We start from the raw sequence: 18,613 nt of genomic DNA, 5'->3' as shown, positions 1-18,613 counted from the left end.
TTCTGCCCAGTGAAAAGGTCGCGCATTCTAATGATTTAAAACTAAAAGTGCAGACTTGACTTAAGCATCACCCTCATTACATTTGGCCCGGAATATTTATCACTGCGAAACCATGAATCTCCCCTATTTCCTCGGCTGTCCCCAGTGGCATCACCCGGCGTGGAACAACCGCTTACCGGAAGGTTCCACGCCACTGGAACGCTACAGTCAGGTGCTGAACTGTGTCGAGGGCAATACAACGTTCTACGCAACGCCCACCCAGGACCAGTGCGCGCAGTGGCGCAGCCAGGTTTCTGACGATTTTCGTTTCCTGCTGAAATTTCCTCGCAGCATTACCCACGATCAGTTGCTGGCACCTCCGGAGAAGGAAATACGGGACTTCCTCGAAATCGTTTCCCCATTGGAGCATGTACTCGGGCCCTTTTTACTTCAGTTGCCCGCAACCTTTGGGCCACAGCACCTGAACAATCTGTGGCGCTTTATCGACCGACTGCCCTCGCCCGTTATGTGCACCGTGGAAGTCCGGCATCCGGCTTTTTTCCAGAAGGGAGACGCCGAGCGCGTGCTGAACCGGGGGCTCCGCGAGCGCAAATGTGCCCGCGTATGCCTGGATAGCCGGGGTCTGTTCGCGGCTAAGGCCGATAGCCCGTCAATTGTCGACGCCCAGCGCAAGAAACCGAATGTGCCCGTGCACCTGTTACCGGTAGAGGCACCCCCTGTCATCCGCTATATCGGCCACCCGGATCTGGAGAGTAACCGCGAGTACCTCGCGCCCTGGGTAGAGCGTGTCGCCAATTGGATAGAGCTAGGAGTCCGGCCATTCGTGTTTATGCATATGCCGGACAACGGCGATGCTCTCTGCCTTGTCAAATTGTGGACTGATCTACTACACGCGCAGCGTCCGCAGGTAAAGCCACTGGAGCTCTGTGACCAGCAGCCCCAGATTGGATTATTCTGACAGATCCTCCAGCCGTGCATGACGCAGACATGAAGGGAAAGTTTGGCGAGCGACAGCCGAGTTGCCAACTTGCGTACAACGTATGAATATAGCGTTATGCCGTCGAACAATGGGTTCGCGGATTGGCGCGTATATCAAGCACAAACAGAAGTTAGCGACTTTCCGTGACGCCGCAGGCCTTATGTATCTTGAGGGAAAAGGAGATTCTCGATGCCAGTCAGAAAATCGATATTTCAGTATGCCGTTATGGCCGTGCTTCTGTTTACGCTGTTCACAGGCGTGCAATATCTGAAAGGCCGGGAACTGGAATACGCTATAGAATTTGGCATTCTCTGGGCGTTTATAACGTCAAGTATTTTCCTGATTTTTCGTATCAGAAATTTCAAGAATCGCGTGGCCTGCAAACGGTGTAACGACATACCCGAGCAATAGATACAACGGCCGTTGCGCTTAGGTCACCACAGTTTCACGCGAATTTGCGAAGACACATTTAGAAATCCACATTCAGAAAGCCGCATTCAGAAAGTGTAGGTAAGCGCCGCAAAGCCTTTGAATACCTGGTCGTCGGCGACGATCGGACTATCAGTAATTTCGCTGTCCAGGAACTCTGCGCTCACGGACAGTACGAATCGCCAGTTTTCTGTGATTTCGTAAAGGCCACTGACACCGGCCTCAACGTTGATACTGCTGCCAACATCGTATGCCGGTCTCCCCGGCAGGGCCGCTGCAACGGGAACCCCGAAATCGTAGTTCGCCAGGTCGCTGCTCAGCCAGTTGACACCGAGAGCGGGGGAAAGACGCAGGTTACCCCACTGGAACCCTTTGGATACCGTTAGCGCTGCCGTGCCACCGTCTGCCCGCCCAAGCACGTCGTGCTCGTAGCGGAAGTCGACATCAACCCCCTGCTTCCCCTCATAGACCAGGCCGATCCCGGCCATCAATGTATTGTCGCGGTCGCCGAGCCCCTGCAGGATGGGGCTGTCGTCTTCCTCATACGCGCCCACACGGTAGGTGGCGGTGACCGCCAGTCGCAGCTGATCACTCCCCACCAGGCCGTAGCGGAGCTGCGGGCCGACCCATTGGAGCCGTTCCCCGAAATAGGTAATCGCAGGTATCACCTGCACCACGTTGGTATCAGAGCCTTTGTAAGGGCTACTGCGCCCAATCACGCCGAGACCCACACCCCACTGGCCTGCCTCGCCCAGCACGCTGTACATCTCGAGATCCAACACGTGTTCACCGTCATCCAGCTTTCTGAAACTCGCCCTCTGAAAACTGGGCGGCCCCTTGGGCTTGTAGTTGTTCGACAGCGCAATGGGCTCCTTCGGGATCCCGATGAACGTCCTGTCGAGTGCGCCGTTTTCATTCTCGTCGAAATAGGCAAGAACGGCGTATTCGCCGGCGGGGACATTGGTTATGCGGTAGACACCATCGGCGGAGACGGGATGGCGGGTTTCCCGGACCGGGTTGCGAAAGTCGCCAAAGGTACTGGGATTGTCGTAAAGCTGGATGACCACCACACCCTGCTCTGGCGCATTGTTGATACGTACGGAGATTGATTCTGCCGCCACATCGGACAACTGGAACAGACACACCAGTAACAGACCGGCAGGGAGTAACTTCATGATTTGGCTCCAGCTACATATTTTTATGGGCTACGACAAACCCCGGTGTACGGATCACTTTCCTTATATGACGGTAACAACGCAGCCGACTGGCATAAACCGGATGTCGCCACAAAATGTCGTTGCAGGTACATGCTTATACATATAGAACAAAGACCGGCACACAATACCTGGACCGTTGGATTCCAGGGCCTGTATTCCCTGAATCGAGGTGACAGAAGGTAGCGTCCCAGAATCAGCTACCTCTGGTTCAGTAATCTGGAAGTATGGTTGGGTGCAGACGTTTTCAGTGGGACCGCGGACGGACTCTACGGACAATTCCGCCAAAACGACCGCTATACGTTTGGATTTGAGTGGGGCTTTTGACAGGAAGAAAAGAACACGCGGCACACTATCCACCTGGCTCACAATTGCAAGGAGCCAGGTGGATACTCTGTCGTTCTGTTAATCAAACCGGTCCAGGTTCATCACCTTGGCCCAGGCATCAACGAAGTCGCTGGCAAATACCTCGCCTGCATCCTCGGTGGCGTAGTACTCGGCTAGCGCGCGCAGCTCGGAATTTGAGCCGAAAATCAGATCGACCGGGGTTGCTGTCCACTTCACTTTACCGCTGGTGCGATCCTTACCCTGATAAACACCATCTTCGGAGGACTTGGACCATTCGGTATCCATACTCAGCAAATTGACAAAAAAGTCATTGCTGAGAGTACCGGGCTTGTCGGTGAATACACCGTGCTTCACATTGGCCGTGTTGGCCCCGAGCGCCCGCATACCGCCAACGAGTACGGTCATTTCCGGTACCGTGAGGGTCAGCAGGTCGGCACGATCGACAAGCATTTCCGTCGGTGACACGGAATTGCCCTTACTGTAGTAGTTGCGGAATCCATCGGCGCGGGGCTCTAGCCAGGAGAAGGACTCCACATCTGTCATCTCCATGGTGGCGTCGGCACGTCCGGGCTTGAACGGCACTGTCACATTGTGCCCGGCCTTCTTCGCCGCTTGCTCTACCGCCGCATTACCCGCCAGTACGATGGTGTCAGCCAGGGAAACCTGTTTGCCCCCGGACAGCGAACCGTTGAAGTCTTTCTGGATGCTTTCGAGCTTTGCCAGCACCTTGCTCAGTTCGGCTGGATTGTTCACCGGCCAGTCTTTCTGCGGTTTCAAACGGATACGCGCACCGTTCGCACCCCCACGCATATCCGAGCCTCTGAACGTGGATGCGGAAGCCCAGGCAGTGCGCACCAGCTGCGGGATAGTCAGGCCGGAGGCGAGAATCTTGGCCTTGAGCTTGGCCACGTCACTCTCATCGAGGAGCTTGTAGTCCACCGCTGGCAGCGGATCCTGCCAGAGCAGGTCCTCCTTGGGAATCTCGGAGCCCAGGTACCGCGCCTTTGGCCCCATGTCCCGGTGGGTCAGCTTGAACCAGGCGCGTGCAAAGGCATCCTCGAGCTCTTTGGGGTTGTTCTTGAACCGCTCGGAAATCTTGCGATAGGCGGGGTCCTCCTTGAGCGCCAGATCGGTCGTCAGCATGATCGGGGCGTGGCGCTTATCTTTCAGGTGCGCATCCGGCACCATATTCGACGCATTCGGGTCGGTGGGTATCCAGACGGTGCCGCCGCCAGGCCCCTTGGATTTTTTCCACTCGAACTTGTAAAGGTTATCCAGAAAGTTGTGGCTCCACTGCGCCGGAGTGATTGTCCAGGCGCCTTCCAGGCCACTGGTAAAGGTGTCTTCCGCATTGCCCTTACCGCATTTGTTCTTCCAGCCAAACCCCTGATCCTCTATCGGTGCGGCTGCCGGCTCCTTACCGATGCAATCCGGCTTGCCCATACCGTGGGTTTTACCGAATGCGTGGCCACCGGCAATCAGCGCAACCGTCTCCTCATCATTCATGGCCATGCGACCAAATGAGAGACGAATCTTTTCCGCCGCCAACTTCGGATCGAGGCTTCCGCCCGGCCCCTCCGGGTTCACATAGATCAACCCCATCACCGTGGCCGCCAGCTGACGATCCAGTTTTTTGCCTTTGAACCGCTTTTCGTAGTCCAGCATCTGGGTTTCCGGCCCCCAGTACACCAACTCCGGCTCCCAGTCATCCACGCGGCCGCCGGCAAAACCAAACGTTTTGAAGCCCATGGATTCCAGCGCCACGTTGCCGGTCAGGATCATCAGGTCGGCCCAGGAGATGGACTTGCCGTACTTCTGTTTGATCGGCCACAGCAGGCGGCGCGCCTTGTCCAGGTTGGCATTATCGGGCCAGCTGTTCAGTGGGTCGAAACGCTGCTGGCCACCGCCGGCACCACCGCGGCCGTCACCCACCCGGTAGGTACCGGCACTGTGCCAGGCCATGCGAATCATCAGCGGACCATAGTGACCATAATCCGCTGGCCACCAGTCCTGAGAGGTAGTCAGCGCTTTCTCGATATCCTTTTTGACCGCATTCAGATCCAGGCTGTTGAAGGCCTTGGCGTAATCAAAATCATCGTCCATCGGATTGGACGACTTCCCGTGATCACGCAGGGGCGAAAGATCTAATTGATCCGGCCACCAAAACTGGTTGGACTTGGGCTCGCCGGGCGGCGGCATATTCTGGGCAAATGCTACTTGCGCAGAGCTGAGGCACGTCGTCGCAACCACCACGGCTGCAACCACAGAGGAAAACCTGGTCCGCATCGCTGTCGTCTCCAGTCATTATCGGAATTCGGGGTAGTGATGGGAAATATAGGAAAGTCTCAAGCCATTGGTGACGGTTAAAGGCTTCATCGCAGAAACTTGAGGTGGGTTACGCGCCAATCATGCGGTACAGGCAGCCCTCTCTTGCTCCAGACCCTTGTTTCGCATCGGCAAGGAACCCGCATTGCGCGCAACCAATTGCCGCCAAAACTCTGCAACCGACCGCCGGGTGGGCCAGACTTACGGGAAAACAACGGCCTTTTGCATCATGTTTAGCGGTCCCTTCGGTCATCCGTCCCTGTCTGTATTTGCGGGGTTTTCCATCCTGCTGGTGCTTATCGCGCTGTTAGTGGGAAACCTTGTTGGGCGGCGCTCTACACGTAGTGGGCACGCAAGCGAATCATCCATTGGCAGCGCCGTGGCGGCGGTTCTCGGTCTGCTGGCGTTTATGCTGGCGTTCACCTTCAATTCCGCCGCAGAGCGCTATGCCGAACGCAAAGCACTGCTGCTCGACGAGGTGAACGCCATCGGAACAAGCTATTTACGGGCTGACCTGCTGCCACCAGCCGAGCGCCGACAGGTGCGTGCATTGCTTGCCGAGTATGTAAATGTCCGCGACTTCGATCCCAAAAACGTACCGGACTACAACGAGCGGATTGCGCGCAGTACCGCTATTCAACAGCAGCTGTGGCAAGTGACCAGGAACCTGAGTGACGCGGGTTACGAGGGCGTCAGGCTGGGCAAGTTTCTTGACGCACTGAACGAGGTCATCGATTTCCACACCTCGCGAGACTTTGTTGGCGGTCGCTATCGCATTCCCACACCTATCTGGGGCGCCCTGTTCGCCGTTACCGCGCTGGCGATGTTTGCCATTGGTTTTCAGTTGGGTACCGGGCGCAAGGGCTCACCCCAGGTGGCAATTGCATTAGCCCTGGCCTATTCGGTTGTCATCTTGCTGATCGCCGATCTCGACCGCTCTTATGAAGGCATGCTGGTAGTGGACCAAACCCCGATGCAGGAACTCAATACACAACTACAGGCCAGCGAGCGCGAAGCCCTGAAAACATCTGTTCACGAAAGTTAGATCCACTATTCTCCATCCACCGTATGCATTGTGGTAACCCGCGGCAGCTGTGTACCCTTAGTTGCACGGCAAACTCTTATCGATATGTTGTCTCTATGGCTGGATTGCACTTGATGTTTTCCCTGACGTTCGTGGCCTCCCTCGCGGGTATTGGCCACGCCGAGGCGCAACCACTCACGGTAGAGGCCGTACGCGTCGAGCAACAGGCACTGATCGAAGAAGTACCGATTACCGGTACCGTAACGCCTCTCAAACAGGCATTGCTCTCCACGGAAGTCGAGGGACTGGTACAGGAAATACGCACCGATGTCGGGCGTGAAGTCGGCAAAGGCGATGTGTTACTGATTCTGGATCCGGAGCTGAATGCCATCAGCCGGGACGTGGCGCTGGCGGAAGTCGCCCGGGCCAGGGAAGCCCTGGCCGACAGCCGACGGCGATTCCGCGAAGCCCAGGCCCTGATCGCCGATCAGCACATCGCTGAATCAGAAGTGGAAACCCTCGCTTCCGAAGTGCGCGTGCGCGATGCACAGTTACAGGCGGCGGAAGTGGAAGCGGAACGACAGGCCGCCCTGCTCCGACGCCACAAAATTGTGGCGCCTTTTTCCGGCATAATCAGCCAGCGACACGTGGATCTGGGTGAATGGGTGGAACCGGGCATCAACCTGTTCGAACTGGTGGACACCGGTGACTTGCGCATGGACTTCCGTGTGCCGCAACGCTATTACGCCCGAATTCAGCCCCAGGACGCGCTTACCGTCAAACTGGATACCGGGCACCTGTTGCAGACGACGGTAGAGAGTAAGGTACCGTTAAGCCGTGATGCGGGCCGCACCTTCCTGTTGCGTACCCAATTGAACGGAAAGCCACCGGGCAAGTTGCCAGCGTTGATTCCCGGGATGTCGGCTTCTGCGGTCATGCAGCTAAAGCGGCCCGAACCGGGAATTGCAGTCCCACGGGACGCGGTATTGCGTTACCCCGATGGACGCATCACAGTATGGGTCGCAGATACCGACGGCGACCGCAAGACGCCCGTTGGTGTGCGCGAGCAGGTGGTGAGGACCGGCCTCAGTTTCAATGGCCTGATTGAAATCACATCGGGACTAAAAGCGGGACAGATCGTCATTACGCGAGGTAACGAGAGCCTGCAGCCCGGGCAGACTGTCCTGGTAAAACCCGCCCGTCGCTAACTGTTCCGGGGCCAGATATCATGTTCGAGCACATTGTCCGCAACGGTATTCTGGTCACGGTCAGCGTCCTGATCATTGCGATTCTCGGCTTGGTAGCGGCGTTCCGAATCCCGGTACAAATGATCCCCGACCTGGAAGTGCGCACAATTTCCATCCGCACCGACTGGCCGGGTGCCACCCCCCAGGATATCGAAAAAGAAATCCTGATCGAGCAGGAAGAATACCTGCGCAACATCCCCTATCTGCAGGAATTGCAATCGACCGCGGACCTCGGTCGCGCGGAGATCGAGCTGGAGTTTCCCTTTGGCGTCGATATCACCGAGACGCTGATCCGCGTCAACAACGCGCTCACCCAGGTGCCTTCCTACCCCGAGAATGTGGATGAACCACGGGTGTATGCAACCTCGTTCTCGGCCAATGCGTTTATGTATTTCCGCATATCCCCCCTGCCGGATAATCCACGCAGCCTCGACATGGATATGATGCGGGATTTCGTGGAAGACAATGTGCGGCCGCGTATGTCCGGGGTACCGGGGGTGGCACAGGTGGATGTGTACGGCGGTGCCGAGCGCCAGATCCAGATCCGGCTGCTACCGGAGCGTCTCGCCGAGCAAAACCTCGCGCTCGCGGATGTGCGTCGGGCCATCAGCCAGCGCAACCGCGATATTTCCGGGGGCGAAGTCGAAAGCGGCAAACGCCGCTATCTTCTGCGAACATTGGGGCGCTTTCAGGACCTGGAGCAACTGCGCGCGCTGATCCTGCGGCGGGACGGCGACAGCATCGTGCGGCTCGGTGAGGTTGCCGATATCCAGCTGGACCATTTCAAGATCCGCAGCAATTCCTATGTGAACGGACTGCCGGTAATCAGCCTGTCGGTGCGCCGCGAGAGCGGTTCCAATGTCATCGACATCAAGCGGGCGATGCTGCGAGAGGTCAAACTCATCAACAGCGAGCTGCTCGAACCCCAGGGCATGCGTATGGAGCTCACCGCCGACGACGTCGGCTATGTGGAAGCGTCTGTATTCAATGTGTGGAAGAACCTGCTGCTGGGCGCCCTGCTCGCCACCGCCATCATGTACTGGTTCCTGCGTTCTTTGCGGGCAACCGCGCTGGGCGTGGTCGGCATTCCCATCTGTACCATTGCCGCGTTTATCGGCCTGCTGGTGGCCGGTCGCACCATCAACGTGATCTCCCTGGCCGGGGTAGCGTTTTCCATCGGCATGACCCTCGACAACAGCATCGTGGTACTCGAAAGCATCGAGCTGGAGCGCCGTCGGGGGCTCGACCGCTTGCAGGCAGCGATCAGCGGGGTCAAAAAAGTGTGGCCGGCGGTACTGGCATCCACCCTGACCACGGTCATGGTGTTCCTGCCGGTGGTATTTATCGTCGAGGAAGCGGGCCAGCTCTATTCCGATATCGCCATCGCGGTTTCCGCGTCCATTCTGGTTTCCATGCTGGTCGCCATCACGGTTATTCCCACCGCCAGTGCGCGGCTGCGTTTCGATGGCACCACGAATGAAAAGCTGGAGCACAGTCGCCTGCGCCACGCGGTGATTGACCGTATCGACTGGCTGCTGGCATCCCCGAGGCGGCGCCTGTACTGCATCGTCACCACCTTCCTCAGCAGCCTCGCGATCGTATTGCTGCTCACACCACCGGCGGAGTATCTGCCCGAAGGGGAAGAAGCCAAGACGTTTGCCATTATGAACGCGCCGCCGGGCTATAACCTGGCGACCATGGAAAAGATTGCCGATGAGTTGCAGGCATACTTCCTGCCCTACGTCGACGACATGCCCGAGGATTTCGCCGCTGGCAAGACCCCGGTACCGGCAATGAAATACCTCAACCTGCGGGTCTCACCACAGAGTTTACGGATCATTTCCGAAACCAGGGACCCGCGCCAGATTGATGAGCTGATGCAGGCAATTGTCGCAAAGTACGAGAGCTATCCGGGCATGCGCGCGTTCGCCACCCGGGGCTCCATTATCAGCAGTAACGATGGCGGCACCCGCAGTGTGACCCTGGATATTTCCGGAGCCCACCTCGCCGACCTGTATCGGATGGCGCGGGCCGCTTACAGCCGCGCCGGAGAAATTTTCGAAAATCCCAATATCCAGACGCGCCCTTCCAGCCTGTCGCTGGCGCAGCCACTTCTGGAGGTAAAGCCGGACTGGGATCGTGCTGCGGAAGTGGGCATGAGTGCCGAAGACATTGGCTTTGCGGTGGCCGCACTGACCGACGGCGCCTTCGTGAATGAGTTTTTCCTGGATGACGACAAGATTGATATCTACCTCTACAACCGCCACGGCCCCGATGCCTCCGTCGAGACCCTGGAGCAGATATTCGTCTACACCCCGGCCGGTGCAGTGTTGCCACTATCTGACCTCGCCCGTATTGAGGAGACCGTGGATACTGCCACGGTACGCCGTGTGGACGGACGCCGCACGGTTACCCTGGACATTATCCCCCCGCGCTCGGTAGCCCTGGAAACCGGTGTCGAGCGTGTGAAAAAAGATCTGGTGCAGTATCTGAAAGACCAGGGACAGGTACCGCTGGGGGTCTCCATGGGTATCTCTGGCGCCGCGGATCAGCTGGACGCCACCCGCGCCGCGCTCGGCAGCAACTATGTAGTGGCGCTGGCGATTGTGTACCTGCTGATGGTGGCCATCTTTGCCCACTGGGGATACCCACTGCTGATAATGACCACCATTCCGCTCGGCATCGCCGGCGGTATAGCCGGGCTCGCGCTGCTCAATCTTGTGGGGGCCCTGCTGCGCGCCATGGGCATGGAAGGTGTGCACCAGCCGTTCGATATGATTTCGATGCTGGGGTTTCTGATCCTGATGGGTACCGTGGTCAACAACCCGATCCTGATTGTGCACCGGGCCATCAGCAATGTGCAGGAAGAAGCCATGCGCGCGGTCGACGCGGTGCAGGAAGCGGTGAGTTCACGGCTGCGGCCCATTGCGATATCCACCATCACCACCATTTGCGGCCTGGCACCGCTGGTGTTTCTGCCCGGTGCAGGCACCGAACTCTACCGCGGCGTGGGCGTGATCGTCATGACCGGTATTATCGGCGCCACACTGGTTACCCTCACCATGTTGCCATCGCTGACCGTATTTGTACTCGAGTGGCACCTGCGACTTGAAAATAACACGGAGCACGAAGGAGATAGCACCTGACCGTCCATGACGGTCAGGTCCTCAGCTAATCCGTAACGTCGGCGACCACCGCGGCGACCGCATCAGGGTCCAGGTTAGCAATCTCCGGCTGACGTCTGCGGCGGGTTTTCGCCGGGATCATGCCGCGCATGGCTTCCAGTTTGCCAAAGCACAGCAGCTTGTCGTTGGGCTCGAGCACACGCTCGTACCGGGGGTTGGGGATAATCTTGGCGCCACGGTACAGGGTAAGCACATTGATATCGTGTTCGCTCAGGCGGGTCTCGGTGATCGTGCGGCCGACAAACTTTGACCCTTCGGGGATATAGATTTCACTGACACCGTAGCCCTTGCTCACGGTCAGTCGCTGGCGTACGTCAATTTCAGGGAAATCTACCTGCGCCGCAATGTATTCGATCACCGCCCCGGCCACATCCAGGCCGGTACAGGTCTCGATTCCCTCGAGGCCCGGCGAAGAATTTACTTCCATAATCTGCGGCCCGGTACTGCTTTCCAGCATATCAACACCGGCTACCTGAAGCCCCATGATCTGGGTCGCGCGCACGGCGGTGTCGATATACTCCTGTGGCAGTTCCACAGGCTCGGCAATACCACCGCGGTGCACATTGCTGCGGAACTCCTGTCCCTGGGCCACCCTGCGCATTGCCGCAACCACGCGATCACCCACCACGAATGCCCGTATATCCTTACCCTTGCTCTCGGCAACAAATTTCTGGATCAGGACATTCTGCTTCTGTGCCTGCAGAAGCTCGATGATGGCCTCCGCCTGCTTGACCGTTTCCGCCAGCAACACACCGATACCCTGGGTGCCCTCATTCAGCTTGACCACGACCGGCGCCCCACCAACGCGCTCGATTGCCGGCAACACATCTTTTTTACTGTGCACGAACGTCGTGCGCGGAATCCCCACATGATGTCGGCTCAGCAATTGCAGGCTGCGAAGTTTGTCGCGGGAGTTGTTGATACCGTGCGCCGTATTCGCGCAAAAGACATCCATTTCCTGAAACTGTCGCACTACGGCGGTACCGTAATAGGTTATCGAAGCGCCTATACGCGGCAACACCGCATCGAAGTCATCAATATCCTTTTGCCGGTAATACAGATCCGGCGCGCCCCGCTCCAGGTCGATGGCAAACTTGAGCGTGTCCAGCACGTTTACCTCATGCCCGCGACTGATGGCGGCCTCCTTGAACCGGAGCGTGCTGTAACAGTTGGGACCGCGGGAAAGAATGGCGAGTTTCATAGCGATGTCCTTGGTCTCGGGGGTAAGCGAAGACTAGTGGGCTGGCCACGGGTACAGATATACCAGCGCGGGCTTACATTTTCGTCGACGGTGATGTCAGTGGGAGCGCCACCAGGATAGCAATTTCAATAGCGTTATCTTTTTGGTCGAACAAGCTGCCAACAGGCAGGTCGAGATCGTGTATCAAGCCTAGACCAAGGCGCGAAAAATGCCAATGCTAGTCCTCCTCGTTCCTATGCACTCTGCTGGCATCTACGCTTGGAGATGCAGAAAGTCCCGGATAGCGTGAGGACGGTTGGCCTCGGAGTAATCTCGCCCCCTCCAAACCACACTGTAACCCATAAGGAATTCGGCAAAACCTCCATGCCAGAGGAAATCACCAGCCTCACACAGTTGCTGTATCAGCTTGAAACGTTGGCACGCAAGCGCGATCGCGTGTCACTGGAAATGGTGATGCAACGGGTCGGGCTTCGCTCTTTCGCACCCATACTGCTGCTCGCCGGGCTGGTGCTGTTCTCGCCCCTGTCCGGTCTCCCGGGGGTTCCGACGCTTATGGCAATACTGGTTTTGCTGGTGTCGATACAAATGCTCGCCTTTCGCACGCATTTCTGGCTGCCCGGCTGGCTTCTTCAGCGCTCGATCCCCCAGCGCAAACTCCTCCTTGCCCTGCACTGGTTGAAAAAGCCCGCGGCGGTACTCGACCGGTGGCTCAGCCCACGCCTTGAGATACTGGTCTCGCGCGTTGGCAGCTTTGTGATCGCGCTGGTCTGCTGCGCTATCGCCCTGTTTTTGCCATTGATGGAAGTGGTGCCCTTCTCCGCCACCATCGCCGGCCTGGCTCTGGCAACGTTCGCGCTCGCCATGATTGCCCACGATGGCCTGGTGGTACTGATCGCCATTGTCATCACCGGGCTGGTTCCGGGAATGATCGTCAATACGCTGTTTTAACCAACGCCCCCGACAGACAGCCCTCCTCACGCCAGTAACATGCGCCCCCCTACCGGTCTGGGTGAATCCGTAAACAGTACAAAAGCCCCGTTCGTCAATCGCACCTGAAAGGCTGTTTTTTGTACCGAAAAAGCGGTGACTGGGCGCTGAACACAATTCACGAAAACTGTGCATAGCACACCGTTTGCCAACACCCTCACAAAATCCCAACCTGTCAAAAATGACATAAATAGCATTGCTAAAAAAACAAAAGCGGGTGTTACAAACCGTTACCAGTGCACAGGCTGGCGCCATATTCCACGGCCGCCAATTCCGATATAAAACAGGTAGCGATAAAAATCGCGCCTTTTACTTAGTGGTAAATAGCGGATTGCTCCAGCCGGCAGTTTTTACCCAAGGCTTGCGAGGCATGGGCGGCAATCCGCCAAATAAGGATAAATAACTATGACTAATGCCAATAAGGCACGCTTCTCGAAGTGTCTTATCGCCAGTGTCACCGCGCTGTATGTAGCCGGTGGCGCCGCCGCGATAGACTCGGGTTCGGGATATCGTACGGGGCTTCACGCATCCAAGCTGACAATGGACATGATCCAGGGTCAGGTGGAAGAAGGTACGATAAATCTCCAGGGAAGCATCTACGAGAACAGACAACCCGGCACCAACCAGGTGCGCGACGGCAGCAAAAGCCCCGTCTTTGAGCCACAGGAAAATGTCTCCGGCGATGTTACCTACATCGTGCAGTTGAGCGACGAACCGGTTGTAAATTACAGCAACGATATTCGTCAGCTGCAGAGCGGTATGCGTTCCAACCCGACTGGCAATTTCAAAGACCTGAAAAATAGCCGCGCAGTACAGCAATACCGTGACCAGCTCAGTCGTACACAGTCTGACCTGATGGGTAAAGCGAAAGCGAAAGGCATTCGCTTTGAAGTGCAGAAGCAGTTCACCATGGCCACCAACGGCATGGCAGTACGCATGACCCAGGACCAGGCGATGCGTATGGCTGAAATGCCGGGCGTAAAACGCATTACCCCATCCCGTATTTTCGACCTGCATTCAGACCGTTCGGTTGAATTCCTCGGCGCCGACAAGGTACACGATGGCACGGTAACCAGCGGCGTCCCCTACCAGGGTGAAGGTATGATCCTCGGTATCATCGATACCGGTATCAATACCGATCACGTCGCCTTTGCCGAAGTCGGCGGCGATGGCTACGAACACACCAACCCGCTGGGTGAAGGTGTTTACGTGGGTGACTGTGTCGAAAATGCCTCACTGTGTAATGACAAGCTGATCGGCGTTCACTCCTACTCGGTGATTACCGACGCCTACAAATACTGGACGCCGTCCTCCAACCGTCGCCCCACCAATGGCGAGGATTACAACGGACACGGCTCCCATACCGCCAGCACCGCAGGCGGTAACGTGGTGATGGATACGCCTTTGCAGGCACCGGAAAACGTTACCACTTCCGACGGTATCGATCTGCCGTTCAACTTTCCGAAGACGTCCGGCATCGCTCCGCATGCCAACATCATCTCCTATCAGGTATGTTATGCCGGTAGTGCAGGCGATGAGTTTGCCGGCTGCCCGGAAGAAGCCATCCTCGCCGCCATCGACGACGCGATCGCCGACGGTGTTGATGTCATCAACTTCTCCATTGGTGGGGCTGAATCCTTCCCGTGGGAAGACCCGATGGAACTGGCGTTCCTGTCTGCCCGTGAAGCGGGTATCTCTGTCGCCGTTGCTGCCGGGAACTACGGTTCCTACTGGTCTACAGACCACACTTCGCCGTGGCTGACTTCGGTCGGCGCCCTCACCCATGACCGGGTACTGCGGGAAGCGGAAAAAACCATCGGCAACTTTACCGGTGGCACCAACCAGACCTGGCGGGTGAATGGCAAAACCTTTGAAGGGGTCAGTTACTCCGATGGCATTGCTGGACGTATTGTTTATGCCGGCCATTACGCAAACCCGAACTCCACCATGGATTCAAAGTTGTGTGAACAGCCGTTCCCGGCGGGCACGTTTGATTTTGCGGATGACCCGGACACCCTCGATGTCGACGAGAGCACACAGCCGGTAATCGTACTGTGTGACCGCGGTGAGGTTGCGCGGGTCGCAAAAGCCGAAAACGTTGCCGCTGGTGGCGCTGAAGGTTTTGTACTCGGCAACGTGAGCTACAGCGATAACCTGGTCGCAGATGCTTATGTCATTCCCGGTATCCACATCGATGCCAGCGCCCGTTCGAACCTGTACGGATGGCTGAATGCCAACCAGGACGCGGTCAACATGGCCGAGATCACCGCGGGTGTCACCACCTACGGTACAGACCCTGAAGCGGGTAATATCATGGCCCCGTTCAGCTCTGCGGGCCCCAGCATTACCAACACCAACTACCTGGTACCTGCGATTGCGGCACCCGGTGTTGATGTCTATGCGGCCAATGCGGACGACCAGCCCTTCACCAACATGCCATTCCCCAGCGACTGGACCTTTATGAGCGGCACCTCCATGGCCTCTCCGCAGGTTGCTGGCGCCATGACCCTGGTGAAACAGGCACATCCGGAGTGGACCCCTGCGGAAATCCAGTCCGCACTGATGCTGACCGCAGGAGAGGCGCACGGCGCTGACAACTACGGTCGCAAGATCCCCCTGACCAACTCCTTCCGTCAGGGTGCTGGCAGCCTCAACATTGCCGCGGCGGCAGAAGCTGGCCTGGTAATGAATGAAACCATCGACAACTACGTCGCAGCCAACCCCTCCGAAGGCGGCCGAGTCGAGTGGTTGAACACACCTTCGATGGTAAACAAGGACTGCAGGGAAACCTGTTCCTGGATCCGCACCTTGAAAGCCACGAAAGATGGCACCTGGAACGCGACTGCCGAGGACAAGTACAACTCCGATGCCAAAGTGAAGGTCAGCCCGGAGCAGTTTTCGCTGCGTGCCGGCGAAGAGCAGACCATCATGGTCACCGTGGAGCTGGCAGATATGTTCGACGCCGTGTCTCAGACGCCGTTCGAAGACCTGCCATCGGTTGACACGGACAAGCTCTGGTTCTTTGGCGATGTAATTTTGACCGAAACCAGTGGTGCCTCGCCGCGCAGCCACCTTCCGGTAGTTGCCGCGTTCAATCGCGGTGCGCTGCCCGATCAGGTAGCAATGGAAATCCACCGCGAACAGGGCCGCGAAATTGTTGGTGGTCTGGAGCTGCCGGAAACCGGTTCATTTGAAGTGCGCGAGTATGGCCTGACCAAGGCAACCGTGCATGAATTTGATCTGGGCCGTGGCAACATCTACGTCTCCCCTGGCAACATGGGCGAAGACCGCGGTTGGGGCTGGATGCTGATCGATGTGCCCGAAGACACCAAGCAGCTGGTGGTCGAGGCCTACGATTACGATGCAGTCAATCCTGAAGATCTGGATCGCAATCCATCGGTGATGCTCGGCATCGATCGCAATGGTAACGGCGCTGACTTCGAGAGCACCGAGGAGTACCAGGAGGAACTGGTGTGTACGTCCTTCCACCCGGGCGTCAACAACTTCTGTGTGATTAACAACCCGGAACCCGGCACCTACTGGGCGGTGATTCACAACTCTTCAGCAGCCGGTCACGGTATTTCTCCTCACCTAGCAGGCAAGGTAACCGGCGGTTATGCCGTGATTGGTTCCAACTCCAACACGGAAAACATGACCATCACCACCCCGGATTCCAATACCGGCGGCAGCGCCGTGGACATCATGCTGGACTGGGACCTGCCGGAAGCGACGCAGGGCGATGTGTACTACGGTGCATTCGACCTGGGTGTCACCGGTGCGCCGGGCAGTATCGGTCTTTCCGCGGTACGTGTTGAACGCGGCAAGGACGAGGTCAACCTGGAAATCAGCCAGAAGACCGCCAAACCGGGCGACGTTCTCGACTTTACCCTCGATGTCCGTCAGAACCTGGAATCCGCCGATCGCAGCTACGACATCAAGGCGTCTCTGCCGGAAGGTCTGACGCTGGTAGAAGGTTCCGTAAACTCATCCTCCAACATTGAGAACCTGGCAACCGAAAACGGCCTGATCAGCCTCGCTGGCCTGCAGCCGACTACCCGCGATTTGCCGCGCGATTATGTGGTAACCACCAACGCCACTGATCAGATGTGTCACACGCCGATGATCGACGAGTACTCCGACGGTAAATACATTGACCTGCTGGAGTTCAATATCCGCCCGCTACCCGGCCTGTGGGAAGGTGGTGCCGACTGGCGCACTGTCGCCCAGGTATCTACCGAGTGGCTGTTCTGGAAAGAAGATGCGGAAATTCCTCTGTTCGGCCTGCCGCACAAAGGTTTCGTCAACATCCTGCCGAACGGCCTCCTGCATATGGACGAGAACTGGTGGATGTGGAACTGGCACCGCCCAGCGGGCACCGGCTTTGTCATGTCCGGTGTGATGCCCTTCTGGCGCGGCAACTTCACTGCGGATTACTACAACTCCCCGGATGAAGTGCGCGGCCTGACCATCGCCAACCAGTATGCCGAAGAACGTCCCGACCTCGGCGACCTGGTATTCCTCGAGTACGACAATATCGTCGATCAGGAAACCGGTACCGAAGTGGACTTCCAGGTAATCATGCGCAATGGCATCGACTTCAGCGAAGGCATGCATGAAATCGTTATGGCCTACGACAACCTGAGCGGCGATCTGACCGACGGCGCTATTGGTATCGAACAGGGTGAAGGTTTCCTGACATCTGCCGGCCCCATGAACGGCTACCGCAAAGAAAACGTCGCTTTCGACAACCTCGACGAGACCCTGCACGATGACCTGGTGATCTGTTACGACTACTCAGGTCCCGAGCAGAGTGCCATGCAGGTGAAGTTCCAGGCTCGTGTGAACGAGTCCGCCGCCGGCCAAACCCTGGTGGTCAGCCTGGACAACGCAATGGAATTTGCCGATGCCAAATCCTCCACTCAGGAGATTGTGGTCAATGGCAATATCTCTGTTGCTGGTATCGCCGATCAGGTAGTGAACGAGGATGAAACCCTCGAAGGCATCCAGGTAATGTATGTGGACGCGGACCCGGTGCCCAACACCATCGAAGTCAGCGGCGCACACATCTCTGCGACCATCCACGGCCACGATGCCGGTTCCACCTTCGACATCACTCCGGAAGCAAACTTCTCCGGTGAGACCGAAGTTACCGTCACCGTGCGGGACAACAACGTTGCCTCGGACTACAGCAGCGTGACCTTCATGTTAACTGTAAACCCGGCCAGCGATGCGCCCGTAGCGGCTGTTGCCGGCGATGTCACCATCACCGAAGGCGAAAGCGCGAAGCTTGATGCAAGCGCAAGCTCTGACGCCGACGGCGATGCACTGACCTTTAGCTGGAGCGGCCCGGGCACCATCGACGGTGCGGACAGTGCCACACCGACTGTCAGTGGCCTGGGCGAAGGCGAACACACCTTCACCGTTTCTGTCAGTGATGGCGCGATGACTTCACAAGCGGAAGTCACTGTTACCGTAAACGCGGCTGAAACTCCGGTGACACCTGAGCCTCAGCCTGAGCCGGAGAAAAAGAAGAAAAAAGGTGGTTCCGTGTACTACCTGCTGGCCCTGCTGGCAGCGGCCGGACTGCTGAGAAGACGCAAGCTGGTCTGATAACAGACTGACACAACGTCTCAAACCTTAAGCGGGCCCTCGGGCCCGCTTTTTTATTGCCGGA

Annotated in this window: 9 protein-coding genes and 1 pseudogene; 6 read left to right on the top strand and 4 right to left on the bottom strand. The window is 57.5% G+C overall.

What is annotated here, in order from left to right; translation table 11 throughout:
• Positions 1–112 precede the first annotated feature (112 nt).
• The gene (locus GTQ55_RS07800; RefSeq protein ID WP_161858224.1) at positions 113–958 is read left to right on the top strand and encodes a DUF72 domain-containing protein; all 846 of its coding nucleotides are present in this window, start codon (positions 113–115) and stop codon (positions 956–958) included.
• Positions 959–1,476: 518 nt separating this feature from the next.
• Here the strand turns inward: GTQ55_RS07800 and GTQ55_RS07795 are convergent.
• On the bottom strand, positions 1,477–2,583 hold the full coding sequence (locus GTQ55_RS07795) for a MipA/OmpV family protein (protein WP_161858223.1): 1,107 nt from the start codon (positions 2,581–2,583) through the stop codon (positions 1,477–1,479).
• Between the two features lie 444 nt (positions 2,584–3,027).
• Positions 3,028–5,256 carry a catalase/peroxidase HPI gene (katG, locus tag GTQ55_RS07790; RefSeq protein WP_161858222.1) on the bottom strand — a complete coding sequence of 743 codons (2,229 nt, stop codon included), beginning with the start codon at positions 5,254–5,256 and terminating at the stop codon, positions 3,028–3,030.
• A gap of 268 nt (positions 5,257–5,524) precedes the next feature.
• Between katG and GTQ55_RS07785 the strand changes: the two genes are divergently transcribed.
• The 3 genes from GTQ55_RS07785 (at position 5,525) to GTQ55_RS07775 (ending at position 10,712) form a co-directional block, all read left to right on the top strand.
• The gene (locus tag GTQ55_RS07785; RefSeq protein WP_161858221.1) at positions 5,525–6,340 is read left to right on the top strand and encodes a bestrophin-like domain; all 816 of its coding nucleotides are present in this window, start codon (positions 5,525–5,527) and stop codon (positions 6,338–6,340) included.
• A 113-nt stretch (positions 6,341–6,453) separates the two neighbouring features.
• The gene (locus tag GTQ55_RS07780; RefSeq protein WP_161858220.1) at positions 6,454–7,527 is read left to right on the top strand and encodes an efflux RND transporter periplasmic adaptor subunit; all 1,074 of its coding nucleotides are present in this window, start codon (positions 6,454–6,456) and stop codon (positions 7,525–7,527) included.
• A gap of 20 nt (positions 7,528–7,547) precedes the next feature.
• The gene (locus GTQ55_RS07775) at positions 7,548–10,712 is read left to right on the top strand and encodes an efflux RND transporter permease subunit (protein ID WP_161858219.1); all 3,165 of its coding nucleotides are present in this window, start codon (positions 7,548–7,550) and stop codon (positions 10,710–10,712) included.
• A gap of 25 nt (positions 10,713–10,737) precedes the next feature.
• On the opposite strand, the gene GTQ55_RS17935 is transcribed toward GTQ55_RS07775, so the two are convergent.
• On the bottom strand, positions 10,738–11,046 hold the full coding sequence (locus GTQ55_RS17935; RefSeq protein ID WP_237567915.1) for a cation:proton antiporter regulatory subunit: 309 nt from the start codon (positions 11,044–11,046) through the stop codon (positions 10,738–10,740).
• Positions 11,029–11,952 (bottom strand): annotated as a pseudogene (rimK, locus tag GTQ55_RS07770) (30S ribosomal protein S6--L-glutamate ligase); the annotation flags it as partial. The pseudogene rimK and the gene GTQ55_RS17935, both read right to left, overlap by 18 nt.
• Before the next feature lie 363 nt (positions 11,953–12,315).
• On the opposite strand from rimK, the gene GTQ55_RS07765 reads away from it, so the two are divergent.
• Together GTQ55_RS07765 and GTQ55_RS07760 are read left to right on the top strand one after the other, a co-directional pair.
• Positions 12,316–12,900: an exopolysaccharide biosynthesis protein gene (locus GTQ55_RS07765; protein WP_161858217.1), complete on the top strand. Its 585-nt coding sequence runs from the start codon at positions 12,316–12,318 to the stop codon at positions 12,898–12,900.
• A 444-nt stretch (positions 12,901–13,344) separates the two neighbouring features.
• Positions 13,345–18,549 carry a S8 family serine peptidase gene (locus GTQ55_RS07760; RefSeq protein ID WP_161858216.1) on the top strand — a complete coding sequence of 1,735 codons (5,205 nt, stop codon included), beginning with the start codon at positions 13,345–13,347 and terminating at the stop codon, positions 18,547–18,549.
• The last annotated feature ends 64 nt before the right edge of the window (positions 18,550–18,613 follow it).

Origin of the sequence: Microbulbifer hydrolyticus (genome assembly GCF_009931115.1) — a bacterium.
Lineage (GTDB): Bacteria > Pseudomonadota > Gammaproteobacteria > Pseudomonadales > Cellvibrionaceae > Microbulbifer > Microbulbifer hydrolyticus.
This window is presented reverse-complemented; position numbering and strand designations above follow the sequence as displayed.

Excerpts from the sequence above, each read along its gene's own strand:
- GTQ55_RS07800 (WP_161858224.1), top strand. The coding sequence starts at position 113 with ATGAATCTCCCCTATTTCCTCGGCTGTCCCCAGTGGCATCACCCGGCG.
- GTQ55_RS07795 (WP_161858223.1), bottom strand. The coding sequence starts at position 2,583 with ATGAAGTTACTCCCTGCCGGTCTGTTACTGGTGTGTCTGTTCCAGTTG.
- katG (WP_161858222.1), bottom strand. The coding sequence starts at position 5,256 with ATGCGGACCAGGTTTTCCTCTGTGGTTGCAGCCGTGGTGGTTGCGACG.
- GTQ55_RS07785 (WP_161858221.1), top strand. The coding sequence starts at position 5,525 with ATGTTTAGCGGTCCCTTCGGTCATCCGTCCCTGTCTGTATTTGCGGGG.
- GTQ55_RS07780 (WP_161858220.1), top strand. The coding sequence starts at position 6,454 with ATGTTTTCCCTGACGTTCGTGGCCTCCCTCGCGGGTATTGGCCACGCC.
- GTQ55_RS07775 (WP_161858219.1), top strand. The coding sequence starts at position 7,548 with ATGTTCGAGCACATTGTCCGCAACGGTATTCTGGTCACGGTCAGCGTC.
- GTQ55_RS07765 (WP_161858217.1), top strand. The coding sequence starts at position 12,316 with ATGCCAGAGGAAATCACCAGCCTCACACAGTTGCTGTATCAGCTTGAA.
- GTQ55_RS07760 (WP_161858216.1), top strand. The coding sequence starts at position 13,345 with ATGACTAATGCCAATAAGGCACGCTTCTCGAAGTGTCTTATCGCCAGT.